22 protein-coding genes are annotated in these 23,021 nt (G+C 67.9%); 13 read left to right on the top strand and 9 right to left on the bottom strand.

Features of this window, described 5'->3' with window-relative positions; all coding sequences use genetic code 11:
• Positions 1-41: 41 nt before the first annotated feature.
• Genes FCN18_RS34955 through FCN18_RS39335 form a run of 4 tightly spaced genes read left to right on the top strand, consistent with a single transcriptional unit; the run spans position 42 to position 4,361 of the window.
• Entirely contained in the window at positions 42-1,142 is a 1,101-nt protein-coding gene (locus FCN18_RS34955; protein WP_137097214.1) for a tartrate dehydrogenase, read from the top strand.
• A gap of 29 nt (positions 1,143-1,171) precedes the next feature.
• The gene (locus tag FCN18_RS34950) at positions 1,172-2,269 is read left to right on the top strand and encodes a glycerate kinase (RefSeq protein ID WP_206078055.1); all 1,098 of its coding nucleotides are present in this window, start codon (positions 1,172-1,174) and stop codon (positions 2,267-2,269) included.
• A gap of 11 nt (positions 2,270-2,280) precedes the next feature.
• Positions 2,281-3,636 carry an SLC13 family permease gene (locus FCN18_RS34945; protein ID WP_323808397.1) on the top strand — a complete coding sequence of 452 codons (1,356 nt, stop codon included), beginning with the start codon at positions 2,281-2,283 and terminating at the stop codon, positions 3,634-3,636.
• A 5-nt stretch (positions 3,637-3,641) separates the two neighbouring features.
• On the top strand, positions 3,642-4,361 hold the full coding sequence (locus FCN18_RS39335; protein ID WP_158303241.1) for a haloacid dehalogenase type II: 720 nt from the start codon (positions 3,642-3,644) through the stop codon (positions 4,359-4,361).
• 75 nt (positions 4,362-4,436) lie between these two features.
• On the opposite strand, the gene FCN18_RS40940 is transcribed toward FCN18_RS39335, so the two are convergent.
• A complete protein-coding gene (locus FCN18_RS40940; RefSeq protein WP_407675808.1) occupies positions 4,437-4,988 on the bottom strand; it encodes a TetR/AcrR family transcriptional regulator C-terminal domain-containing protein in 552 nt (183 codons plus the stop codon).
• Positions 4,989-5,416: 428 nt separating this feature from the next.
• Here FCN18_RS40940 and FCN18_RS34925 point away from each other — a divergent pair, with 428 nt between their 5' ends.
• A complete protein-coding gene (locus tag FCN18_RS34925; RefSeq protein ID WP_137097211.1) occupies positions 5,417-5,791 on the top strand; it encodes an AMP-binding protein in 375 nt (124 codons plus the stop codon).
• An 80-nt stretch (positions 5,792-5,871) separates the two neighbouring features.
• Here FCN18_RS34925 and FCN18_RS34920 read toward each other — a convergent pair whose 3' ends face one another.
• The 6 genes from FCN18_RS34920 to FCN18_RS34895 all read right to left on the bottom strand — a co-directional run bounded on the left by FCN18_RS34920 (position 5,872) and on the right by FCN18_RS34895 (position 12,385).
• Positions 5,872-7,422, bottom strand: a complete 1,551-nt coding sequence (locus tag FCN18_RS34920) for a class I adenylate-forming enzyme family protein (RefSeq protein WP_137097210.1) — start codon at positions 7,420-7,422, stop codon at positions 5,872-5,874.
• A 35-nt stretch (positions 7,423-7,457) separates the two neighbouring features.
• A complete protein-coding gene (locus tag FCN18_RS34915) occupies positions 7,458-8,354 on the bottom strand; it encodes an SMP-30/gluconolactonase/LRE family protein (protein WP_158303240.1) in 897 nt (298 codons plus the stop codon).
• Positions 8,355-8,735: 381 nt separating this feature from the next.
• On the bottom strand, positions 8,736-9,524 hold the full coding sequence (locus FCN18_RS34910; RefSeq protein ID WP_112276324.1) for an enoyl-CoA hydratase/isomerase family protein: 789 nt from the start codon (positions 9,522-9,524) through the stop codon (positions 8,736-8,738).
• Positions 9,525-9,601: 77 nt separating this feature from the next.
• Entirely contained in the window at positions 9,602-10,492 is an 891-nt protein-coding gene (locus FCN18_RS34905; RefSeq protein WP_137097208.1) for an enoyl-CoA hydratase, read from the bottom strand.
• Entirely contained in the window at positions 10,489-11,625 is a 1,137-nt protein-coding gene (locus FCN18_RS34900) for an acyl-CoA dehydrogenase family protein (RefSeq protein ID WP_113645059.1), read from the bottom strand. Before FCN18_RS34900 ends, FCN18_RS34905 begins: the two co-directional genes overlap by 4 nt.
• Positions 11,626-11,656: 31 nt before the next feature.
• On the bottom strand, positions 11,657-12,385 hold the full coding sequence (locus tag FCN18_RS34895) for an SDR family NAD(P)-dependent oxidoreductase (RefSeq protein ID WP_158303239.1): 729 nt from the start codon (positions 12,383-12,385) through the stop codon (positions 11,657-11,659).
• A 356-nt stretch (positions 12,386-12,741) separates the two neighbouring features.
• On the opposite strand from FCN18_RS34895, the gene FCN18_RS40400 reads away from it, so the two are divergent.
• The 7 genes from FCN18_RS40400 (at position 12,742) to FCN18_RS34865 (ending at position 19,732) form a co-directional block, all read left to right on the top strand.
• Positions 12,742-13,473, top strand: a complete 732-nt coding sequence (locus FCN18_RS40400) for a thiolase family protein (protein ID WP_137097207.1) — start codon at positions 12,742-12,744, stop codon at positions 13,471-13,473.
• Between the two features lie 10 nt (positions 13,474-13,483).
• The gene (locus tag FCN18_RS40395; protein WP_233520441.1) at positions 13,484-13,885 is read left to right on the top strand and encodes an SDR family NAD(P)-dependent oxidoreductase; all 402 of its coding nucleotides are present in this window, start codon (positions 13,484-13,486) and stop codon (positions 13,883-13,885) included.
• 60 nt (positions 13,886-13,945) lie between these two features.
• On the top strand, positions 13,946-14,539 hold the full coding sequence (locus tag FCN18_RS34880) for a TetR/AcrR family transcriptional regulator (protein WP_112276314.1): 594 nt from the start codon (positions 13,946-13,948) through the stop codon (positions 14,537-14,539).
• Positions 14,540-14,701: 162 nt separating this feature from the next.
• Positions 14,702-15,820 carry a CaiB/BaiF CoA transferase family protein gene (locus FCN18_RS34875; RefSeq protein ID WP_112276369.1) on the top strand — a complete coding sequence of 373 codons (1,119 nt, stop codon included), beginning with the start codon at positions 14,702-14,704 and terminating at the stop codon, positions 15,818-15,820.
• Positions 15,821-16,070: 250 nt separating this feature from the next.
• Positions 16,071-17,066, top strand: a complete 996-nt coding sequence (locus FCN18_RS34870) for an SMP-30/gluconolactonase/LRE family protein (RefSeq protein ID WP_137097206.1) — start codon at positions 16,071-16,073, stop codon at positions 17,064-17,066.
• Between the two features lie 518 nt (positions 17,067-17,584).
• Positions 17,585-17,752, top strand: a complete 168-nt coding sequence (locus FCN18_RS39330; protein ID WP_158303238.1) for a hypothetical protein — start codon at positions 17,585-17,587, stop codon at positions 17,750-17,752.
• 69 nt (positions 17,753-17,821) lie between these two features.
• A complete protein-coding gene (locus tag FCN18_RS34865; RefSeq protein WP_137097205.1) occupies positions 17,822-19,732 on the top strand; it encodes a flavin-containing monooxygenase in 1,911 nt (636 codons plus the stop codon).
• 92 nt (positions 19,733-19,824) lie between these two features.
• Here the strand turns inward: FCN18_RS34865 and FCN18_RS34860 are convergent, their stop codons facing one another.
• Both FCN18_RS34860 and FCN18_RS34855 read right to left on the bottom strand, forming a co-directional pair.
• Positions 19,825-20,451, bottom strand: a complete 627-nt coding sequence (locus FCN18_RS34860) for a TetR/AcrR family transcriptional regulator (protein WP_112276308.1) — start codon at positions 20,449-20,451, stop codon at positions 19,825-19,827.
• Between the two features lie 50 nt (positions 20,452-20,501).
• Positions 20,502-20,867, bottom strand: a complete 366-nt coding sequence (locus tag FCN18_RS34855; RefSeq protein ID WP_137097204.1) for a Rossmann-fold NAD(P)-binding domain-containing protein — start codon at positions 20,865-20,867, stop codon at positions 20,502-20,504.
• Positions 20,868-21,268: 401 nt separating this feature from the next.
• Between FCN18_RS34855 and FCN18_RS34850 the strand changes: the two genes are divergently transcribed.
• Positions 21,269-22,957, top strand: a complete 1,689-nt coding sequence (locus FCN18_RS34850) for a class I adenylate-forming enzyme family protein (RefSeq protein ID WP_137097203.1) — start codon at positions 21,269-21,271, stop codon at positions 22,955-22,957.
• The last annotated feature ends 64 nt before the right edge of the window (positions 22,958-23,021 follow it).

Genomic DNA, 23,021 nt, shown 5'->3' with positions numbered 1-23,021 from the left:
GTCAAATCCGTTCGTGACTTCGACTACCCCACGGAGATCCCATGTCCTTGCCGACGAAGAAATTCCGGATCGCGGCCATTCCCGGCGATGGTGTCGGCGGTGAGGTGCTGGCCGCCGGACGGCAGGTTCTCGACCACGTCGCAGCCCAGTCCGGTGCGTTTTCCTTCGAATGGACCGAATTCGACTGGGGCTCGGCGTACTTCGGCCGGACCGGATTGATGATGCCGGCCGACGGGTTGGAGATTCTGCGCGACTTCGACGCGATCTACTTTGGTGCCGTCGGCTGGCCCGGCGTGCCCGACCACGTCAGCCTGTGGGGACTGCGCCTGAACATCACCCAGAACTTCGACCAATGGGCGAACGTGCGGCCGGTCACCTTCCTGCCCGGTGTCCGCTCCCCGCTACGGAAGGCCGACGAGCATGCGCTGGACTGGGTCGTGGTGCGGGAGAACAGTGAGGGCGAGTACGCCGGGCTCGGTGGCCGGAATCTGTCCGGCCGGGGACCCGGCAACGAGGTCGCCGTGCAGACCGCGCTGTTCACCGAGCACGGCTGCGAGCGAATCATCCGCTTCGCCTTCGATTTCGCCCGCACGCGACCGGTGAAGCGGGTCGCCAGCGTGACGAAATCGAACGCACAGCAGTACGGAATGGTGCTCTGGGACGAGGTTTTCCAGCGGGTCGCCCAGGAATACCCGGATGTGGACAGTGAGTCGGTTCTGGTCGACGCGATGAGCGCCCGGTTCGTGCTGCGGCCCGAGGACCTTTCCGTGGTCGTCGCGTCGAATCTGAACGCCGATATCCTGTCGGATCTGGGATCGGCCCTGGCCGGCAGCCTCGGCCTGGCGCCGAGTGCGAACCTCAATCCCGAGCGCCGGTTTCCGAGCATGTTCGAGCCGGTTCACGGTTCGGCGCCGGACATCGCCGGCCGCGGCATCTGCAATCCGATCGGGGCCATTGCCAGCGGCGCGCTGATGCTGGACCACCTCGGCCGGTCGACCGAGGCCCGGCAGATCACCCGCGCCATCGAGCAGACGACGGCAGCCGGTGTCCTGACCCCCGACCTCGGTGGCACCGCCACCACGGACCAGGTGGCCAAGGCCGTCCTCGATGCCCTCGGCAGCGTCGTCCCGGCCGGCCGGTGATGCGCCGCTCCACTCGCCGGGCGCCTGCCGTGCTCGTCGCCCCGGACAAGTACAAGGGCTGCCTCACCGCCGCCGACGTCGGCCGTCATCTCGCCGATGGGCTCGCCGCCGGGGGCATGCGGCCGCGCGTGCTGCCGCTGGCCGACGGCGGCGACGGCAGCGTCGACGCGGCCCTGTCGGCCGGGTTCCGGCTACGGCGGGTCGCCGTCCGTGGCCACGACGGCCCGGACCACGCCGCGCCGGTGGCCTTCGACGGGCGGACCGCGGTCATCGAGGTCGCCGCCACATGCGGCATGCGGACTCTGCCGCCGGGCGTCAGCGCCCCCTTGGAGTCGTCCACGTACGCGGTCGGGCAGGCGATTCTGGCTACCCTCGGCTGGGGCGTGCAGCGGATCGTGCTCGCCCTCGGCGGCAGCGCGAGCACCGACGGGGGAGCCGGAATGCTGGCCGCGCTCGGCGCTGTGTTCACCGACGACCGGGGCCGCCGGATCGACCCGTGCGGCGGCACGGTGGGCGACATCGCCCACGTCGACCTGTCCGCATCCGCCGACCTGTCCCACCTCGACCTGCTGGCCGCGACCGATGTCACCCACGTGCTCACCGGGGCCCAGGGTGCCGCCGCCGTCTACGGTCCGCAGAAAGGCGCGACCGAGCGCGAGGTCCGGTTGCTCGACGCCGGGCTGGAGAACCTCGTGACCGTCCTAGACCGCGCGGGTCTCGATGCCCGGCGGGCGGCGGCAACGCCGGGCGCGGGCAGCGCCGGGGGTCTCGGGTTCGCCGCCCTGCTGATCGGTGCCGATCCGGTGCCGGGCGCAGATTTCTTCCTGGACCTCCTGCGCTTCGACGAGCAGGTGATCGGCGCCTCGCTGGTGGTCACTGGCGAAGGCCGCCTCGACACCCAGACGTTCGCCGGAAAACTGCCTACCGCGATCTCGCGCCGGTCGGCGCCGGTGCCGGTGGTCGCGGTCGTGGGAGCCCGTGACCTCACCGATACCGATCTCGCCGCGTCCGGCTTCCGCGCCGTGTACGCGCTCACCGATCTGTCCGATCAGGACACCCGGTCGGACCCCGTGCTCGCCGGTCGGCTGCTGGAGCACGTGGGACGGCACATCGCACATCAGAGTTGATGGAGGACACCGTGTTGACCTGGCTTGACATGGAGCACCTGATCGGGCTCGTGATACTGGCCCTCGTCTTCCTCGCGGGGACGATCCGGCCCATCAGCATGGGCGCCCTCGCGCTGGGTGCGGCCTTCCTGGTTGGCCTGACGCTCTACGGCGTGGACGCCGACGGCATCGCCGGCGGTTTCCCGGCGTCCATGCTGGTGGTGCTGGTCGGGGTGACCTATCTGTTCGCGATCGCCACCCACAACGGCACGATCGGCTGGTTGGTGGACGCGGCGGTGCGCCTGGTGAACGGCCGCATCGCGATCATTCCGTGGATCATGTTCCTCGTTCCGTGCGCCCTTACCGCGATCGGTTCGGCCACCCCCGCCGCCGTCGCCGTGATCGTGCCCATCGCACTCAGCTTCGCGCGCCAGTACCGGATCAGCGAGGCAATGATGAGCGTGCTGGTCATCCAGGGCGCGACGGCAGGCGGATTCTCCCCGATCGGCATATACGGGATCATCGTCAACGGGCTGGTCCAGGCCGCCGGACTGCAGGTGTCCTCGCTCGCGTTGTTCGGCGGCACCTTCGCCGCCTGCCTGCTCGTCGCTGTGGCCGCCTTCCTGTGGCTCGGCGGCCTCTCGATCGTCCGGAAGGGCACGACCGGCACCGACGCGGCCGCCGGCGGGCCCGCCGGTGGTGCGCCGCCGGCCGGAGGCAGGCCCGCGCCGACGGCGACCTTGACCGTGCCCGCGCCGGTGAAGACCGCGGCACCGGCGAAGCCGAAGGGCACCGTACGCCTGGTCCTGACGCTCGCGGGAATCCTCACCCTCGTGCTGGCCACGCTCGTCGCCGACCTGGACGTCGGGTTCACGGCGATCACCGTCGCCGTGGTGCTGAGCCTGATCTACCCGGCGGACGGCAAAGCGGCGGCCGGTGACATCGCGTGGGGAACGGTGCTGCTCATCTGCGGCATCGTCACCTACATCGCCCTACTCCAGAAGATGGGCGCCATCGACTGGCTCGGGGCCAAGATCGCGAACGTCAACGCTCCGCTGCTGGCCGCGTTCTTGATCTGCCTGATCGGTGCCGTGGTGTCGGCCTTTGCCTCGACCACCGCGTTCCTGGGCGCGGTCATTCCGATCGCCACCCCGTTCCTGGTCGCCGGTCAGGTCAGCACGACCGGCCTCGTGATCGCGGCCGCCATCGCCACGTCCGTCGTGGACTGTTCGCCGTACTCCACCATGGGCGCGCTGTCGGTGGCCAACGCGGGCGAGGCGGCGAAGGAGGAGGTCTTCCGATCCCTGATGCGCTGGGGGATGGGCCTGGTGGTGCTGGCACCCGTGGTGGCCTGGAGTGTGTTCGTCGTCGTCCCGAGGATGTGGTGAGTACCGTGACAACTGAACGCCCGACGCAGTGGCGAGCCTTGTTCTTCGACGTCCAAGGCACCCTGACCGACTTCCGCTCGACGCTCATCGAGCACGGAGCGCGGATCCTCGGTGATCGTCTCGATTTGTCCACCTGGGAAGAGCTGGTGGATCGCTGGCGTGGCCACTACCGCGACGAGCTGGCCGCGTTGGTGGCGCAGGGACGGTGGCGGTCGGTCCGGGCCGTCTACCGGGACGCGCTGGTCGCGCTCCTGAACGACCTTCCCACGCGGATCGAGGTGACACCGGCGGAGATCGACGCGCTGACGATGGGCTGGGAACGCCTGCGGCCCTGGCCGGACGCGCCCGCGGGACTTCGCCGGCTGCGCGAGCGGCATGTTGTCGTCGCGCTGTCCAATGCCGACCACGCCGCCGTGGTGAACGTCGCCCGGCACGCGGGGTTCCAGTGGGACACCGTCCTGTCGGCGCAGCTTTTCGGCGCCTACAAACCTGACTCGGCGACGTACGAGGGCGCCCTCGCCTTGCTGGGGGTGGAACCGGCGGAGGCGATGATGGTCGCCTCCCATGCCTACGACCTGGATGCGGCGGCGGCGGTCGGCATGGCCACGGCCTACATCCGGCGGCCATGGGAATTCGGGCCCGGCAGCCCGGTCGAGCAGGTGCCGGACGGCCGCTACGACTTCGTGGTGGACGACCTCGGCGCGCTCGCCACGGCACTCGGGTAGCGCGTCACCCGTGGGCAGTGCCGTCGATCGGTCAGCGGGGTGCGGTGTCGTAGAGGTAGGGGCCGCGGCCGATCGTCACCCACACCGCCCTGGCCTCGGTGTCGCCGATGTTGGAGATCCGGGTGCGGTGTCATCGAGTCGAACGACAGCGAATCGCCCGCGTGCAAGGTGTGTTCGTGGTAGCCGAGTAGTAGCCGTCCTCGTCCCGGCGAGGCATGCGGAAAGCCACGAAACCGGAGACCGCGTAGGCGGGCTGTTCAGTAGTCGACTGTTCCGCGGCCGGGAGTGTTCCGGCCGGGACGCACGATGGCTCTGGCGAGCGGAGCGAGCGAAACGTGCAGCAATTCTGACCCGGACGGCCGGCTCTACATCGACGGCGGCACGCCGTTGCGCGTCGTCGACCTCAATTAGCCGCAGCGGCCAAGGCCGGGGAAGTTTGGCGGCCACGGCATCGAGGACCCAGTCCAGTCCGATGGCGAAGGACTCCTCGGCGTCCACATCCGTGCCGTCGTACACGGCCTTGGCCAGCGCCGGGAATCGGACCGTGGCCAACATCCTCGTCAGGTGCGGGCCGTGTGCGCGCTGCCAGTCGCGTTCGGACAGATTCGTGGCGCGCTCGGCCCGCAGGTTCGCGATCTCGCGCCTGATCGCGCTGATGACGTATGCTCCACCTTGGAGGTACTACTAGAACATGGGCCCTGAGTTCAGGTGCCGGAGTAGTACCGTGACGCCAGAAGGCGAGGGATGGCCACCCGCATAGTGGGTGGCCTTTTTGCTGTATAGGGGCGCCTGAGGCGGTGCTTGGGTGTGCGTTCTTCCCGTGCGTCGCGTCCGGTGAATGGCATGGAGTTGCGCGAACGGCTCGCTGAGGTTGTGGTCAGTGATCGCTTCGTCTTCGATGTAGATCTTGTGGAAGATTGCTTGGTTGAGAAGCCGCCGCTGCTGTTCGTTGTATCGCCCCGTACAGCTCTTCGGGTCTTTCGAGTAGCTTCAGGCTCACATCGGTCAGGCGCGCGGCCTCGGTGAGGTCCGCGGACGCAGTATCGAGGCGCTGAGTGAGGCTGGCGGCGCGGTCCCGGCGGGTCGCCGCCGTGCTGGCGGACAAGGGCATCGGCCGCGGTGACGCCGTGGGCGTGCTGATGGGCAAGTCGGCCGACCTGCCCGCCGTCCTGCTGGGCATCTGGCGGCTCGGCGCCGTGCACGTCCCGCTGTTCACCGCAAACCGGGGCGGCCGGCCGGCACGTGATCCAGGTCGGTGGCGAGCGGCCGTCGACGCCGGGATGGGAGCGGTGCAGCTCGTCAAGCGCGAGTTCGCCGCGCATGCCTGCCCGCGCCGCGTGCACATCGTGGCCGATCTGCCCAAGACGCCGAGCGGCAAGATCCAGCGGTTCAAGCGCCGCGAGGCCCGCGCGCAGTCCGCCGGGCAGTGAGAGGTCGGCTTGCGCGCGCCGGCCACGTCGGCAGGCCGGGCCGCGCGCGATACCCGCCGCACCCGCCCGGCCTGCCGTGGTCACGCCTGGCGGTAGCGGTCCCGCACCACACGCCGCAGCACCTTGCCGATCGGTGTCTTCGGCAGTTCATCGACGAACCGGACACCGGTGATCTTCTTGACCGAGCCGAGTCGCTCCCTTGTCCACTCGATCAGCTCCTCCTCGGTGACGTCACCGTCGTAGTGCTTGTCCAGCACGATCTCGGCCCGGGGCGTCTCCACCCACTTCGGGTGCGGGACGCCGACCACGACCGCCTCGGACACACCCGGGTGCTCGGTCAGCGCGTTCTCGAGCTCGGCAGGCCAGATGTTGAACCCGCCCGAAATGATCAGGTCTTCCTTGCGGTCGGCGAGGTACAGGAAGCCGTCCTCGTCGAAATAGCCCATGTCCCGGGTGCGCACCCAGCCGTCGCTGGTGATGCGCGCCGCTGTGGCCTCGGGATCGCGCCAGATCTCCGCCATGCGGTTCGGCCCGACCGCCACGATCTCGCCCACCTCGCCCGGAGGCAGCTCGTTGTCGTTGTCGTCCACGATCCGGATGCGCGCGTTGACGGTCGGTTTCCCGGCCGACCGCAGGCGGCGACGCTGTTCCGGCGTGCCGTCCACGACGTGGTGTTCCGGGAGCAACTCGGCGACCGGCGCCACTTCGCTCTGGCCGAACTGCTGATGCATGATGTTGCCCCAGACGCCGATCGCGCCGACGAGGATGGACTCCGGGATCGGCGACGCGCCGTAGAACACCACGCGCAGGCTGGACAGGTCCCGCACCGTTGCGTCCTGGTGCTGGGTGACCATCTGCACCATGGTCGCCACCAGCACCGTCATGGTCACGTGTTCGGTTTCCACCAGCTTGAGGAACTCGGCCGGGTCGAACGCCGTCATGGCCACGATCGAGCCGCCCGCATCGAGCAACGGCCAGATCGGCATGCTTGCCGCGTGGGTCAGCGGTCCCGCCGCGAGATACCGGTCCGTATTCGACAGTCCGGGACGGACGGAGGTGAACATCTCCTCGCCGACGGCCATCCAGCCCCGCACCGTATGCAGGATTCCCTTGGGGAGTCCGGTGGTGCCCGCGGAGAACCGGATCTGGAAGGGATCGTCGGGCCGCACGGTGACCGGGGGCGGGCTGGACGAAGCCTCGACGAGCATCGCCTCGTACTGGCGAACGTCGTCGTCGGGCGGCTCACCGACGACGATCACCAGCCGCAGCTTCGCGCACTCGCCGAGGACCGGGGCGATCGCCGGATAGTGCTTGTCCTGGACGATCAAGGCCGCGGACTCGGTCAGGTCCAGGAGATAGCGATGCCGCTGCGCGCTGTCGTGGGCGTAGAGCGGGCAGCGCACATAGCCGCCGAGCGTCAGCCCCCCGACGAGTTCCAGTGCCTCGAAGCAGTTGTCGGCCAGCAGGGCGACCCGCTCGCCTTGTTCGATCCCGGCGGCGCGCAACGCGTTGGCCAGCCGACAGGACCGCTCGTACAGTTCGCCGTGGGTTTGCTGACGTCCGCCGCAGAGCAAGACGACCTTCTCGCCGTTGCGCTCGGCGTTGCGGCGCAGGACTTCCACCGGATCCATGTGTTTGCCCTTCTACGTCGGTGTGTTCGATCCGGTCATGCCTTCGGTGCGGGTACGTCCACCCGCGTCGTGATCAGCTCAGCGGTGCCTTCCACGCCCGCGAGCGCTTCGAAGATCCCTTCCGAGGCGGCGATGAGCAGCTGGTGGCCGTCCGGACCACCGATGGCGCAGGTGTAGGTGTTGGTGCCCTTCGGGTGAGCGATTTCGTCGACGATCTGCCCGGTGGGGGACACGCGCACCACGCGCCGCTGCGCCGCGTCGGCGGCCCAGATGTGGTCCTCGGCGTCGACGGTAAGGCCGTCCGGGGTCACCTTCATGGCGGCCAGCATCTCCTGCGCGCTGCCGGGAGCGGGCGGCTCGCCGAACTGCGCCAGGGTGCGGCGGTTGCTCAGTGAGCCGTCGCTGTTGATGGTGAACGCCGTGAGCCGTGCGGCGAACGACTCCGCCACGACGAGTGTGCTACCGCCGTCGGTGAGGACGATCCCGTTTGGACACCAGAGGTCGCGGGCCGCGACGGCCACGGTGCCGTCCGGATCGACCCGGAACAGCTCGCCGGGCCGGGGGTCCTGCCCCTGGTCGATCGCGAAGCCGATGGTCCCGATCCAGGCACGGCCCTCGGTGTCGACCCACATGTCGTTGATCCAGTAGGGCGCGACGTCGGACAGGTCCGCATGGGTGCTCACCGCGCCGTCGGGCGACCTGCGCAGCAGGCAACGGTCCTTCATCGACACGACGAGCAGCGATCCGTCCGGCAGCCAGCCGAGGCCGGAGCACAGCGCGTCCACGCGCATCAGGTCTTCGCGTTCCCCGGATGGTTCGAAGGCACAGACGATGCCGGCCAGGGCGTCGGATGCGTACCAGCGGCCCTCGTGCCAGCGGGTGCCCTCGAAATAGCGCCCGCCGTCGACGACGGTGTCGAATGACCTGCTCATGATCTGTCTCCTCTTCGAGAATCCTCGATGTTGCCTTGCCGATGAGGTTCGCCGGACTAGAACTGAACCAACCAGTAAGTATTCAATAGCAGCCGTCATCGATTTGCGGCAAGTCCGTGCCGCGGGCAATGGTTCGAGCCCTGAGCCGGACGCCGGGCGCGCCGAAAGGGCAGCCTTCGAGTCACGGGGGCGGGTTTGTCGAATTGACACGGGTTCGCCTGGGGTTGCCAGTGGGACTCGTGGGCTACTCGACGCGTGCCGGCCCCGCAATAGTCGTAGTGCGACCGGCTGTACTTGACCATCAAGTACATATTTTCGGCTTCCCGCACGCCTCCGCGTCCGGGAAGCCGGCGGCGCTTTCCGGTTTGCTCGGGAGCGGCCTTACTCGCCGAGGAACGTGGGTTCACGTCGTTCGGTGAAGGCGCGCAGGCCTTCCTTGAAATCCGCGCTCGCGGAATACTCCTCGCAGGCCGCGAGCTCCGCGGCGAGCGCGTCGCCCAGTGGCTTGTCGATGCTCTCGTCCACCACCCGTTTGATGCCGGCCAAGCCCAGCGGGCTGCGCCGGCCGATGGTGTCCGCCAGTTCGCGGGTATGGTCGGCGAGCGCGTCGTCCGCGACGACCTCGTTGACCAATCCGGCTTCGCGCATGCGTTCCGAGCTCCACGATTCCGCGGTGAACAGGAGCTGTTTGGCTCGGTTGGCGCCGATGCGCCGGGGCAGCCGTGTCGCCCCGCCCGCGGCGGGGAACAGTCCATACCGGGTGTGCCCGTCGCTGAACGTCGCCGACTCGGCGGCCACCACCAGGTCACAGGCGAGGACGAGTTCCAGGCCGCCCGCGACGACATGCCCTTGCACGGCGGCGATGACCGGATGCGGATGGCGGGCGACCTCCTCGAACACCTCGGCTGCTCGGCGCAGGAACCTGCCCGGTCCTTCGTCGTGCAGTGAACCCAGCACCATCTTCAGATCCGCACCGGCACAGAAGACGCTGCCGCTGGCCGCCATTACGACCGCCCGTACCGAGGAGTCCTCCGCGGCTCGGGCGAGCGATGCCGAGATCCCGTCGAGCACCTCGAAGGACAACGCGTTGCGCGCTTCCGGGCGGTTGAGCGTCAGCCACGCCGTACTGCCCTCGGTCCGGTAACCGACGACGGACGAGCTACTGGTCATGATGAGAAACCTCCATTGTCGTGCTGCGCGGGCCGGCCGGAGACGACACCGGGGCCCGGATTCCGCGGGCGAAGCTGCTACGTCGCCGATCCGTCGGCAGGTTCGCCGGGAGACGTCCGCAGTTCCCGCGCCTCGGCCCGGATGATCTCGGGTCCCGCCGGATCGATGAGCGTTCCGTGACGCTCTCTGTTGTGCGAGTGCGCGAGGTGATGGGTGTCGAAGGTCGATTCCACGGCCGCGCGCATGCCCTGGAGATCGAGCGCACGGTTGACGGCACGCTTCGCCAGTCTGATGCCGAACGTCGGACGTGCCGCGATACGTTGAGCGAGCTCCAGTGTGGTCGCCGCCAGCTCGTCCCTCGGTACGACGCGGTTGACCATGCCGAGTGCCCGCGCCTCCTGCGCGTTGATCGGCTCGCCGGTGAACAGCATCTCCTTCGCGCGACGATGGCCCAGTTCCCAGGGATGGACGAAGTACTCGGCCGCGGCCGCGCCGAAGGCGCTCGTCGGGTCCAGGAAGACCGTGTCGTCGGCGGCGACGATGAGGTCACAGGGCCAGATCAGCTCGAGTCCGCCACCGATGACGCGCCCGTGCACCTGAGCGATCACCGGACGCGGTATGTCCCGCCAGCGGAGGCATAGCCCGAGGAACATCTCCTCCTCCACCGCGTACCAGCCTTCGGCGCCGGCGGCGTCGAAGCCACCGGTGAGCGTGCGTGGCTGGACGCCGTCCATGGCGAAGGCGCGCTCGATGTTCAAGTCGTGACCGGACGAGAAGTCCTCGCCGTCGGCTGCCAGGATGATCACTCTGGCTTCCCGCACCGCGCGCTGGTAGGCGTCGTCCAGTTCGTGGAGCATCCGCCGGTCCTGGGCGTTCAGCTTGTCCGGCCGGGCCAGGACCACACGAGCGACACCGTCGGCGGGACGCTCGTACCGGACGCGGGGGGAATCGTCGTCGGCGCAGCTCATAGTCCGTACGACCTTCCGATGATGTCCCGCTGGATCTCGCTCGTCCCGGCGTACACGGTCGAGACGATCGACTCGCGCAGATGCCGTTCCATGTCGTGTTCGAGCGTGTAGCCGGCGCCGCCGAAGAGCTGCATTCCCTCGACGGCCATTCGCTTGGCCGTTTCGGTGACCTTCAACTTGACCATCGAGGCTTCCCGGGGAACGCACCGGCCGGGATCGGCGTCGAGCTTGGCCGCCGAGGAGTAGACCAGGAGACGGCAGCATTCGAGTTCGGTGGCGAGGTCGGCGATACGGTGGCGAATGGCCTGGAAGCTGCCGATCGGGCGGCCGAACTGCTCGCGGGTGCTCACGTATTCCAGCGCGTCGTCGAAGGTCCGGCGAGCCCGTCCGAGGAACACCGCACCGCACATCAACCGGTCGGTGTTGAGCGTGCGCATGATCTGGTGCCATGCCCTGCCTGGCTCACCGATAACCCGGTCGGCCCCCACCGTGACATCGGTGAAGAAGACGTCGTTCACCTCGTCACCGCCCATCGTGCGGATGGGTCGCACCTCGAGTCCTTCCGCATCGGCGGGGACGTCGATCATGGTGATCCCGTCGTGCTTCGCGCCGCTGGAGTCGGTCCGGCACAGCACCTGGATCCGTGAGGCGATGTGCGCGCACGAGATCCAGGTCTTCTGCCCGTTGATGACGTAGGTGTCGCCGCGGCGTTCCGCACGGCAGATCATCGAGCCGGGATCGGAACCCGCGCCCGGCTCACTGATCGCCGTCGCGAGCACCTCCCCGCGGCACACCCCGCCCAGGATGTCGCGCTTCTGCTCCTCGGTGCCGAAGCGTTCCACCACCGTGGAACTGACCAGGGAGACTGCGAGGCCGAACAGCGGAGCCAAGCTGTAGGCCGCCTCCTCCACGACGTGACAGGCATCAGTGGCACTGCCGCCCCCGCCGCCGTACTCCGTGGGAATCGCGCAGCCGAGCCAGCCCAGGTCGGCAAGCTTGGCGTACAGCTCCTGGTTGTGCGTGACCGATCCGTCCGAACTCAGCGCCCGCCGCTGCTCCCTGGTCCCGCATTCGCGCTTGAAGAAATCGCGCAGGGAATGCACGAGATCCTGCCTGTCGACAACTTCGGTCATCACCGCCACCTTCGTCAGCTTTCCGCCACCCTCACAGCTGGGTGGTCGCACCGTTGTCCAGTACGTACATATGTCCGGTCGTGAATGCGGCCTCGGCCGAGGCCAGGTGCACCGCCACGGCGGCGACCTCCGCGGGTTCTCCCCAGCGGCCCTGGTGTTTGGCCACGTACTCGGCCAGCTCCATCCCGACGGCCTGGCCGAGGAACTCAGAGTTGCCCTGGGCGGCACCGGTCCGGATCATGCCCGGAACGATGGCGTTGACCCGGATTCCGTCCTCTCGCAGCTCCAGGGCGGCGCAGCGAGTCAGCGCCTCGACACTCGCTTTCGCCGCCGAGTACGCGGCCATTCCACGCGCCGCGCGCCGACCCGCCGCCGACGAGATGTTGACGAATGCTCCGCCACCGCGTTCGCGCATGACCGGAGTCGCGTGGCGAATGGTGTGGAACACGCCGCCGACGCCGATCGCGAAGGCCCGCTCCCATTCCTTCTGGCGCATGTCGACGAGCATCGACGATGATCCGGTGGCCGCGTTGTTCACGACGACATCCAGCCCGCCGAAGGTCTCGACGGTGAACTTCACCGTGGCCAGCACGTCGTCGCCGGACGAGACATCACAGTGGACCGGAGCGGCCTGAGGGCCCAGTTCGCCGGCGAGCGTGCCGAGCGCGGCATCCGCGATGTCCGCGAGGGCCACGTGTGCACCTTCGGCGACGAAGCTTCGCGCGATGGCGGCGCCGATGCCGTGAGCCGCTCCGGTCACGATCGCGACCTTGCCGGACAGCCGTGATGATGCCAAACCGTCCTCCAAAACATACTTACCAGTTAAGTTAACTGCCTAGCAGTGTCCGCGAATGGCTGTCAAGCATTGGGTTGCCGCAGTCGGTCGGCATGCGCCTGATGTTGGATCAGCGTGCCGAGTCATTCGGTGAGTCGTCGGCTCGGTTGACGGGAAGCCGGTCGCCCGGATCCGCGACGCCGGTTGACTGTTGAGCGGTATGAAACAATACTGTCTGGTAAAGTTACCATACGGTGAGGTGGACATGCGCGAGGTTGTGGTTGCCGGAGTCGGCATGACGCCGTTCGGGAAATGGCGGGAGCGCTCCACGGGCTCGCTCGTTGCCGAGGCGGTGGCCGAGGCGCTCGAGGACGCGCGCATCGAGAAGACGGCCGAGTGGCGCGCGTCGTGTACTACAGCAGGGCCAGGAATCCTCGCGCGGGCAGCACGCCGTGCGGGACGCCGGTCTGTCCGGGATCCCGTTGATCAATGTGGAGAACGCCTGCGCGTCGGGTTCGACCGCACTCGATCAGGCGTGGCTTTCCGTCGCGTCGGGTCAGGTGGAGATCGCGATCGCGGTCGGCGCCGAGAAGTTGACGACCGCAGACAAGGCCAAGTCGCTGGGCGCGCTGGGTACAGCCATCGACCAGGAGCGGCTCGAGGAAACTGCCACGGAACTCGGCAGTGCGGGAACCGGCTCGGTCTTCATGGACAGCTACGCCAGGTTCGCCCGGTGGTACATGGACCGTACTGATGCGACGCCGGAGGACTTCGCCCGCGTGACCGTCAAGAACGCCGAGCATGGCGCCGCCAACCCGAAAGCACAGTACGGCCGCATGACGACGGTGGCCGAGGTGCTGGCCGCGCGGCCCGTTAGCGGTCCCCTGACAGTGCCGATGTGTGCGCCGATGAGCGACGGCGCGGCAGCCACGGTGGTGACCACACTTGAGACGGCGCGGCGGCTCGGCGCGCGGCCGGTGCGACTCCTGGGCAAGCTCGTCTATCGCGGCGAACCCGCCGACCTCGAGGCGTTCCAGCACGTGGTGAACGTCAACCTGTGCGGCACGTTTTAACGTCATGCGGGTGGCGGTGGCCGCGATGCTGCGCAACGGTCCGGAAGGCGGCGAGCGGGGCGTCGTGGTGAACACCGCGTCGGGTGCGGTGTTCGACGGGCAGACCGGGCAGGCGGCCTACAGTGCCAGCAAGGCGGGGGTCGTCGGCATGACGCTGCCGGTCGCGCGCGATCTGGCCGGCAAGGGAGTGCGGGTGAACACCATCGCGCCCGGGTTGTTCGACACGTCGATGGCCGCGGGGTTGCCTGAGCCCGTTCGAGAGGGCCTGGTGGCCACCGTGGAGGAACCCTCGCAGGCTCGGCAGGCCCGAGGAATTCGCCCACCTCGTGCGCGGCATCGTGCAGAATTCCTACCTCAGCGCCGCATGCATCAAGCTGACGCGGCGACCCGGCCGCCCGCCCGGGTCAGTTAACCTTAACCGGTTAGACTTGGCCCGGGGAGCCGTCGAGCCGGTACGGGGTGAGGGGAAAGCATGGCACGCCAGCGTGCGACCAGCGTGCAGCAGCTTGTTGATGCGGCCGCACGGGTTTTCGAGCGCAAGGGCTTCGTCGAGGCGACGATCAGCGATATCGCCGCCGAGGCCGGGGTGAGCAAGCCGACCGTGTACCAGTACGTGAACTCCAAGCGCTGGCTGCTCGAAACGATCGTGGAACAGCTCATCTATCCCTTGCGGGACGGTATAGACCGGATCGTGTCCAGTGATCTCTCGGCGCGGGAGAAGCTGGAGGCCTACCTGCGCATGCACATCGAGAACGCGATCAAGTACCAGACTTACTATCTGGTACTGACCGCCGACCAGCATCAGCTGTCCACACAGGCCTTGCGCAACTTCCGGTCGTGGGCTCGCGACGTGAACCACGCGGCGGAGGGTCTGCTCAGCGACTGCGCGAAGGCTGGTGTCGTGCGGTCCGATTTGGACGTCGGCACCGTGGTTAACCTGGTCAACGGGATGCTGCTGTCGGTCACACGGTGGTACCGGCCCTCCGGGCGGATGGGTGCCGAGCAGCTTTACCAGCAGGTTTACGGCCTGCTGTCCGGCTATATCCGCCCCGACGACGAGAGCTGACTCCGCTCGCCGTCGGCGCCGGGGGGGGGCTGCCGGGCTGTTCCGGCGGCGCGGGTCCTCGTTGACCGGCGGCAGCGGGCATGCCACGATAAAAAACTTCCTGGCCAGTCTTGATTTCGCCTCGGGTCCGGTCGAGGGCCGACCGATTTGGGGGTGCTGAACATGCCGGGACCGCTGACCGGAGTCCGGGTCGTCGAACTGGCTGCCATGGGGCCGACTCCGTTTGCCGGCATGTTGCTGGCGGACCTGGGTGCGCAGGTTGTCCGGCTGGAACGGCGCGACGGTGACAGCCTGGGCGCGGGGTCGTGGAACCACTTGCATCGCGGGCGCCCTTCCGTCGAGTGCGACCTCGGCACCGAGCGCGGCCGTGCGCTCGTGTGCCGACTGGTCGAATCGGCCGACGCCCTGATCGAGGGCTTCCGGCCGGGCGTGCTGGAACGGCACGGGCTCGGACCGGACACCTTGCTGCAACGGAATCCGCGGCTCGTCTACGGCAGAGCGACCGGGTACGGCCAGACGGGCCCGCTTGCCGACCGGCCCGGGCACGACATCAACTACATATCCGTGGCGGGAGCCTTGGGCTCGATCGCGCGCAAGGGTGAGAAGCCGCTGTTCCCGCTGAGTCTGCTCGGTGACTTCGGTGGTGGCGGTATGTTGCTCGCCTTCGGTGTGGTGTGCGCTGTCCTGGAGGCGCGCCATTCGGGCCGCGGTCAGGTCGTGGACGCTGCGATGGTGGACGGAACGGCCTTGCTCACCACGGTGTTCCACGCCCTGCGGAACGCAGGAATGGCTGGCGACGAGCCTGGTACCAACTTCTTCGACAGCGGTGCGCACTTCTACAACGTCTACACCACATCGGACGGTGGTCATGTGGCTGTGGGTGCTGCGGAGCCCCGCTTCTACGCGGAGTTGCTGCGGTTGCTCGGTCTCGACCCCGTCGACTTCCCCCAATGGGACCGAGCGCGCTGGCCCGAACTCACCCAACGTTTCGCCGGCGTCTTCCGGCGTCGAAGCCGGGACGAGTGGGCGGCGATCCTCGAGCCGGCGGACGCCTGCGCGACGGCGGTCTACCGGCTCGGCGAGGCGCCGGAACATCCGCACAACATCGCGCGTGGCACCTTTCTCCGTGTCGCGGGTGACGTGCAGCCCGCTCCCGCACCCCGATTCAGCCGGACGGTGCCCGACGCGCCAGGCCCCGCGCCCGAACCGGGATCCGGCACCCGGGCCGCCCTCCTCGCCTGGGGCCTGAGCGGCTCGGAGCTGGCCGAGCTCGTCGACTGACCGGCCGCGGGCCTCCGACGACTGCCGCGCCGATGTCTGTGCCGTGTGGACACCGTGGCTGGCGACCCGGCAGCACCTGACCGCACGGCCGGCAATCACTTGACCAGTGGGGCGGGAAGGCGCACGGCACAATGAAGTGGCATGCGCATCGCAAGGGTGGGAGGGTCCGGCGGCTGGTGACGGTCGCGGCGGCCATGGCTCTCGCCATGACAGGGGCGTCCGCGGCGGCACACGCGGAGGCCGAGCGGGAATGGCTGGACATCGACGTCTTCGCCGAAGTACCGCAGCCAGGGCACCCCGAAGGCATCACGGTCGCCGACGACGGACCGTCTACGTCGGAACCCAGCAGTGGGTTCTGGAGCCGCGGAAGGGGCCATCCAAGATCTTCGCCTACAGCAGTGAGGGCGAGCTGCTGAGGGAATACCCCATCGAGGGGCAGGACCCCACCCGTGGAGCCGGCATCGTCGGGCGCACCCAGGACGGCGACGGCATCATCTACGCCCTGGACCGGTATCCGCGGCGAGTGATCGCCCTGGACCCGAAGACGGGCGAACAGTGGACGTACGCGACCTTCCACCAGGTCAAGCGCCTCTGTGTGGATGCTCCCGGCCTGGTGCTCGTCACGCAGTGCGCCATCGGCGACGGCGTGACGTTCGGCAAGGACGGCAGCATGTACATCACCGATGTGGCGCAGGCGCTGATCTGGCGAGTGCCACCGGGCGGTGGTGAGGCCGAGGTGTGGTTCAGCGATCCGCGGATCGAAAGCGTCTTCGGGCCCAACGGCATCGAGTTCCTCGACGAGGACACGATCATGTTCGCGCAGTCGCTGACCGGGCCGCTGCACGGCTTCCCGCCGCGCCCGGACACCAGCCGCCTCCTCACGCTGGAGATCGAGCCGGACGGTAGTGCGGGCGAGCTGAACACCTTCTGGGAAAGCAAGCCCGGAGACGGCATCGACGGCTTCGCGATCGCGGAGTCGGGCAACATCTACGCCGCGCTCGCACTGTCCAGGGCGGTCGTCGTCGTGTCGCCGGAAGGCAAGGAGCTCAAGCGGAACCCGCCGAACCTCCTGGCGAACTTCCTGCTCGACGTGCCCATGGACGACCCGGCGAGTGTCGCGTTCCTCGACGACCGGGTGCTGGTCACCAACCACACCCTCTTCCTCGGCAATCCGAAGTCGTACGTCGTCTACGACGTCTACGCCGGGGAGCGCGGGAAGAAGCCCTATCGGCCGCACGTCAGGTGACCGCGTCGCGTCTTCCCCGGCGGGCCCGAATGGGACGGTCACCGAGTCGGCGTGAGTCGGTGACCGTCCCATTCGACTCCGGAGGAAAGCCCGGCCGGAAGGAGAGGCGGAATGGCACGGCAACGCGCCACCAGCGTGCAGGAACTCGTCGATGCAGCGGCACGGGTCTTCGAACGCAAGGGGTTCGTCGACGCCTGGGCCTGGTTGCCGGTGAGTTGGCGTGCCCGCTTCGATGGTTGCCGTCGGGCGGGTTCTGGGGCGGGTGTATCGAGCTGGGGGAGTTTCTTCCGAAAGGTTTCGAGGGCTGTGACCTTGTCTTTCGGGTTGTAATCAGCTCCCCCCAGCTCCACCAAATGGAACGTGCTGCGGTTGGAGGCGGCGCGGGAGTCGCGTTGTGAGTGGTGTGGCGACCACCATCAGCGCTGCGGTCGGGACCACCAGCAGCGCGGGGGTGCAGCCCAACCCGTAGCCAGCCTGGGGCGGCTTGCGCGGACTGCGGGACCAAGGTGACGGCGGCGATGCCGATGCTGATGACAACGGTCGCGATGTTCGTTCCGGCCGATGCGGGCCCGACCAGCAACCCCGGATTGATGATCGGAACGGCTGCCCGGGACTCGACCAAGGCGAACGCCACACCGAGCACACGCCGCGACGACGCCGGTCAGCAGCCAGACGAGCTTGTGTAAGTCCGTGTGCGTGCACTCACATTGCGCAGCGTATAATCTAATATAGATTAAGCGCGAGAGGAGGGTGTCATGGACCGTGAACGCCTTGCAGATGCCCTGGTTGTGGCCAATCTGCCGACGGTGCTGATGGTGCTGCACCACTTGACCGGGGACGAGAAGTGGCTCCGCGAGCCCTACCGTCCACGGCGCAGTCCGGGCATGGACGACCTCGACTCGGGCGGCTTCTCCGAGCAGGTCCAGCGGGAAATCCGCTCGGCTGCCGTCGACGTTATCGGCGCCTGGGCTGACGGAGCGGCGGTGGCCATAGCCCGCCCTGACCTCGAGCGGCTGCACGCGATGACCGAGGCATGCATGGGTGAACCGGTGCCCGTGGAGTTCGCCGAGATGATCGGCGAGCAGGCCGGACTCGGTGGCGCAGGCCAGGTGCACACGCGGATCGACGCGCAGGGGCCTTCGCGTGAGGTTCGCGTCGGCATCGTCGGCGCCGGCGTCTCCGGGATGCTCATGGCGCGCCAGCTCCGCGACCGCGGGATCGAGTGCGTCGTCTTCGAGCGCAATCCCGAGGTCGGGGGCAGCTGGTTCGACAATCGCTATCCCGGCTGCGGCGTCGACACCCCGAGCTACCTCTACTCCTTCTCCTTCTTTCAGCGCGAGTGGTCGACCTACTTCGGTAAGCGCGACGAGGTGCTGACGTACATGAAGGACTTCGCGACGGCCTTCGACCTGCGACACCTCATCCGGTTCGGGCATGAGGTCCAACGATTGAAGTGGTCACAGGAGCGCGGTACGTGGACGGTGGGGTTCCGGACCGGCGGGGTCGAAGGTGAGGAAGAGTTCGATCTCGTCGTCTCGGCGGTCGGTCAGCTCAACGTGCCGTCGGTGCCGGACTTCCCAGGTGTCGAGGAGTTCTGCGGCGAGGTGTTCCACTCGGCCCGCTGGCCCGAGTCAGTCGACCTCGCCGGCAAGCGTGTCGCCGTCGTCGGCAGCGGGGCCAGCGCCATGCAGATCGTGCCGGCCATCGTGGAGGACGTCCACTCGTTGACGATCTTCCAGCGCTCGAAGCAGTGGGTGGCACCGAACGCCGACTACTTCCGGGCCATGGATCATCGCATCCACTGGCTGATGCGCGAGGTGCCCTTCTATCAGCCCTGGTTCCGAGCACGGCTCGCGTGGATCCACAACGACCGGGTGCACGAGTCGTTGCAGGTCGACCCCGAATGGGACGGGCAGGGGCGTTCCATCAACGCGATCAACGACGGCCATCGCCGGTACTTCACCGACTACCTGCAACGTGAGCTCGAGGGGCGGCCCGACCTGATCGAGAAGGCCCTGCCCGACTACCCGCCGTTCGGCAAGCGGATGCTGCTCGACAACGGCTGGTTCCGGACCCTGCGTCGCGCTGACGTGGAGCTCGTGACCTCTGGCGTCGAACGATTCACCCAGTGCGGAGTGGTGGACCGGAACGGTGATGAGCACACCGTCGACGTCGTGATCCTCGCGACCGGCTTCAAGGCGCGGGACTTTCTCGTCGAGATCGACGTCGAGGGACCCGTGGGCTCACTCCGCGATGCCTGGGCTCACGAGGATGCGAGGGCCTACCTCGGTATGACGGTGCCGAGCTTTCCGAACCTGCTGGTCATGTACGGCCCGAACGCCAACCTGGGGCACGGGGGCAGCTACATCACGATCGCGGAGTGCCAGGCGCACTACCTCGGACAGCTGATCGGGCACGTGGCACAGCTCGGGCTCGAGCGGATCGAGGTGAAGCAGGAGGTGTGCGACGCCTACAACGCCCAGGTCGACGCCGCCCACGCGAAGATGATCTGGAATGTCGACGGGCTGAACACGTGGTACCGCAACTCCCGTGGGCGCGTCGTCACGAACTCCCCGTGGCGGGTCATGGACTACTGGAAGATGACGCGCTCGGTCAACCTGGACGACTACCGCCTCACTCAGACCGCCTCTGTCGGAACCGCCTGAGTCACCGCGATTCCCGCCTGCGGGTGAAGGACGCCTGCGGCTACCTTCATCCGCGGGCGCATCAGGAACCGACCCGGCTGCCGATGCGGGAGCTAGGGTCGAGCGATCAGTCCGTCGGTCAGGGCGATCGCCGCAGCCACCACATCGTCGATATCGGCAACGCGCGTGCTCCACCACTCCGGAGACCAGTTGAGTGCCCCGATGATCAGCAGACGGGCGGCGGTGACGTCGACATCGCCCCGGATCTCGCCGTTGGACTGCGCTTCCTCGAAGAGTCTCTGCCAGAGCTCGCCGTAGCTCTTGTGATCGGAACGGATCTGCTTGCGCATGGCCTCGGGTAGCTGACCCATGTTGCGGATCGCCGCAGTCGTGAAGTCAGACAGGTTCAGCACCACGCGAAGGTGCTCCTCAACGGCGCACCGGATGCGCTCGAGGAACGGCGTGCCGTCCGGCAGTTGGGCCAGTGCGTTCTCCACGTGCGCCTGCGCGGACTGCTGTCCGCGCCGCACGACGTCCTCGATGAGAGCCTCGCGCGAATCGTAGTAGTAGTAGATCGCCGGGGCCTGGAGCTCGGCGCGCTTGGCGATATCCCCCAGCCGGGTGCCGGAGTAGCCCTTCTCCGTGAGGATTGCTGCGGCTGCCTCCAGCAGCCGCTCGCGTGTCTGCTGGCCCTTGGACCCGTCGGTGGTGTCGGTGCGTTTGCGTGGGGAGTCTGCCACGCTCCGAGGATAGGACGTGGTCCGCCGGTCGGGTCGCACCCGCGGTGGGGTCACAGGGCGTACCCGCCGTCGACATTGATCAGCTGGCCGCTGATCCAATCCGCTCGCGGGGAGGGGGAGAACCGTGTGGCGTGGGGGATGTCCTCGGCGGTCCCCAAGCGCTGGTGCCACAGTCCACTGTCGACCACCCCCACGCCGAACCGGCCCTCCTCTGAGGCGATGCCGCGCGTGATGGCCTCGACGGCTGCCTTGGGCGCGACCGACAGCATGTCCTTCTTCGCGTACCGGTCCGTGGCCGCGGACGCGCCCGCGGGCTCGGCAAGCACGTTGCCAAGCCCATGGTCGCGCAGGCCGGTGATGACGGTTCGCACGCTCCGCGAGTTGTTCGCCAGCTGGCCGATGACCGCTGCATTCATGGCTCACAGAGTAGTCTAATTTAATCTAGTTTTGGGCTCGGGGCTCGGGGCTCGGGGCTCGGGGCTCGATGGCCCATCTTCGCAACGGCGCCCGTGAGACGAGGAACTCGGATGGCTCGGGTTCGGCAAGATTCGAAGGGAACCCCGGTCACGCGCACGGCGGCTTCCCGGCACTCGTGCTGGATCAGCGGATGACCCGCGCCAACCGGCTTGCGGGCGCAGCTGGTGTCGCTCTGACCATGGAGGTCGCCGGACACGAGGGGGCTCGCGAAAATCGCCGATCGCGAGGTGCCACCGGCGAGTGCCCGGCCTTGTTTCTGCAGCTGCCGGCGGGGAGGCTCCGGGAACTCTTCGATGGACGAGCGTCTTGATACCGGCTTATTTTATGATAGATTAAAAAGATGACGCAGGCACTGCCCGGCTCCCACCCCGGGCTCACGGCCCGCCGGGCGGCAATCGAGTCGCGGTACCCGCACTGGCAGCCCCGAGCACTGCACGAGCACCTCGACGCACTGCTGCCCGACTACGGCGAGCGCCCGTACATCGTCACCGACGAGCTCGAGCTCACCTATGCGGACGTCGCGGAACTCTCGCGCCGTTACGCGGAGGGGTTGCGGCGTCTGGGGGTCCGGCCTGGCGACCGTGTCGGCATCCTCCTGGCGAACTACCCGGAACTTCCGGCGCTCAAGTACGCGCTCTCGCGGCTGGGCGCCGTGGCGGTTGGATTCAACTTCCAGCTCCGCTCCGACGAGCTCGCCTACGTACTCGGACACTCTGGCTGCTCTGTGCTGATCACCATGTCCAGCCACGACGGCATCGACTACCTCCAGACGCTCGAGGCCATCGAACCCGGCTGGCGAACGGGAGCGCGGAACAAGCTCACGTCGTTGCGAGAGGTGGTCGTGCTGCCGTGCGAAGACGACCACGTGGAGGGGTCGCGGCTGTTCGACGAGGTCGCCGCGAGCGACCCGATGGACGAGTCGGTCGCCGTCGACCCCTTTGGGCCCTCGGACATCCTCTACACCTCGGGCACCACTGGAGTCCCGAAGGCGGTTGTCCTCAGCCATGACAGCCTCCTCCGGAACTCCTTCGCATCGGCACTCTCGCGCGGGTTCGACGATGGGTGGCGCGTCCTGTTCTCGCTTCCGCTCTACCACGTGTTCGGCTACGCCGAAGGTCTGCTCGCCACGACATGGGTCGGCGGGGCCGTCATGCCGCGCCTCCGCTTCTCGGCGACCGACTACCTGCGGGGCGTGGAGCGTCACCGCGCGAACGACATCCTCTGCGTGCCGACGATGACGATCGCGATCCTCGAAGAACCCGACATCGCGACCTACGACCTCGACTCGCTGCGAGCGATGTTCTCCGCCGCGGCGCCATCCCCGGAATGGGTCTGGACGGCTGCGGCGGAGCGGCTCGGGCTGAGCGAGATGGTCACCGGGTATGGCATGACCGAGCTGTGCGGAGCCATCGTCGTGACGCTGCCCGAGGACCCCATTGGGCAGCTGACCGAGGTGGTCGGCCGGATGAAGTTCGGGGGCCCCGCGGGGCTCGGCAGCGCGTCAGGGGGCGTGTGCGAGTTCCGGGTGGTCGACCAGGAATCCGGCGAAGAGCTGGGACCCGGCCAGTCGGGCGAGCTCACCTGGCGTGGTCCGGTGGTGACCATGGGGTTCTGGGACGGCACAGCCGTGATACCGGTCTCCGAGGACGGCTGGCTCCGATCCGGAGACCTGGGCTACGTCGACGAGCGGGGCTACTTCCGGCTCACCGGCCGCAGCAAGGACGTCTACAAGAGCGGCGGTGAGCTCGTGCTGCCGGTCGAGGTAGAGACGTTCATCGGACGGATCGAAGGCGTCGCGCAGTGCTACGTCGTGGGGGTGCCCGACGACCGGTGGGGCGAGGTGGGTTGGGCCTACGTCGTTCCCTCACCAGGGCACACGCTGAACGCCGAGGACATCATCGCGGCCTGCAAAGCGTCACTCGCACGATTCAAGGTGCCCAAGGAGGTCGTGATCATCGACGCCGAGGCGCTCCCGAAGACGGCGACCGGGAAGGTCCAGAAGTTCAGGCTGACCGAGGTGATCTCATGACACCCCTTGTGTCAACCTCAAGATCAAAGTCAGGCTGCGGTCGGCTGTTTCATCCGGTGTTGGG

It is taken from the genome of Prauserella endophytica (genome assembly GCF_005146945.1).
Classification (GTDB): Bacteria; Actinomycetota; Actinomycetes; order Mycobacteriales; family Pseudonocardiaceae; genus Prauserella_A; species Prauserella_A endophytica.
The sequence above is the reverse complement of the archived record's forward strand: the minus strand, read 5'-3'. Positions and strand labels throughout refer to the sequence as shown.

Bases quoted from the DNA above. Each gene is read 5' to 3' on its own strand.
- FCN18_RS34955 (WP_137097214.1), top strand. From the start codon at position 42: ATGTCCTTGCCGACGAAGAAATTCCGGATCGCGGCCATTCCCGGCGAT.
- FCN18_RS34920 (WP_137097210.1), bottom strand. From the start codon at position 7,422: ATGGATCCGGTGGAAGTCCTGCGCCGCAACGCCGAGCGCAACGGCGAG.
- FCN18_RS34915 (WP_158303240.1), bottom strand. From the start codon at position 8,354: ATGAGCAGGTCATTCGACACCGTCGTCGACGGCGGGCGCTATTTCGAG.
- FCN18_RS34910 (WP_112276324.1), bottom strand. From the start codon at position 9,524: ATGACCAGTAGCTCGTCCGTCGTCGGTTACCGGACCGAGGGCAGTACG.
- FCN18_RS34905 (WP_137097208.1), bottom strand. From the start codon at position 10,492: ATGAGCTGCGCCGACGACGATTCCCCCCGCGTCCGGTACGAGCGTCCC.
- FCN18_RS34900 (WP_113645059.1), bottom strand. From the start codon at position 11,625: ATGACCGAAGTTGTCGACAGGCAGGATCTCGTGCATTCCCTGCGCGAT.
- FCN18_RS34880 (WP_112276314.1), top strand. From the start codon at position 13,946: ATGGCACGCCAGCGTGCGACCAGCGTGCAGCAGCTTGTTGATGCGGCC.
- FCN18_RS34875 (WP_112276369.1), top strand. From the start codon at position 14,702: ATGCCGGGACCGCTGACCGGAGTCCGGGTCGTCGAACTGGCTGCCATG.
- FCN18_RS34870 (WP_137097206.1), top strand. From the start codon at position 16,071: ATGGCTGGACATCGACGTCTTCGCCGAAGTACCGCAGCCAGGGCACCC.
- FCN18_RS39330 (WP_158303238.1), top strand. From the start codon at position 17,585: ATGCCGATGCTGATGACAACGGTCGCGATGTTCGTTCCGGCCGATGCG.
- FCN18_RS34865 (WP_137097205.1), top strand. From the start codon at position 17,822: ATGGACCGTGAACGCCTTGCAGATGCCCTGGTTGTGGCCAATCTGCCG.
- FCN18_RS34855 (WP_137097204.1), bottom strand. From the start codon at position 20,867: ATGAATGCAGCGGTCATCGGCCAGCTGGCGAACAACTCGCGGAGCGTG.
- FCN18_RS34850 (WP_137097203.1), top strand. From the start codon at position 21,269: ATGACGCAGGCACTGCCCGGCTCCCACCCCGGGCTCACGGCCCGCCGG.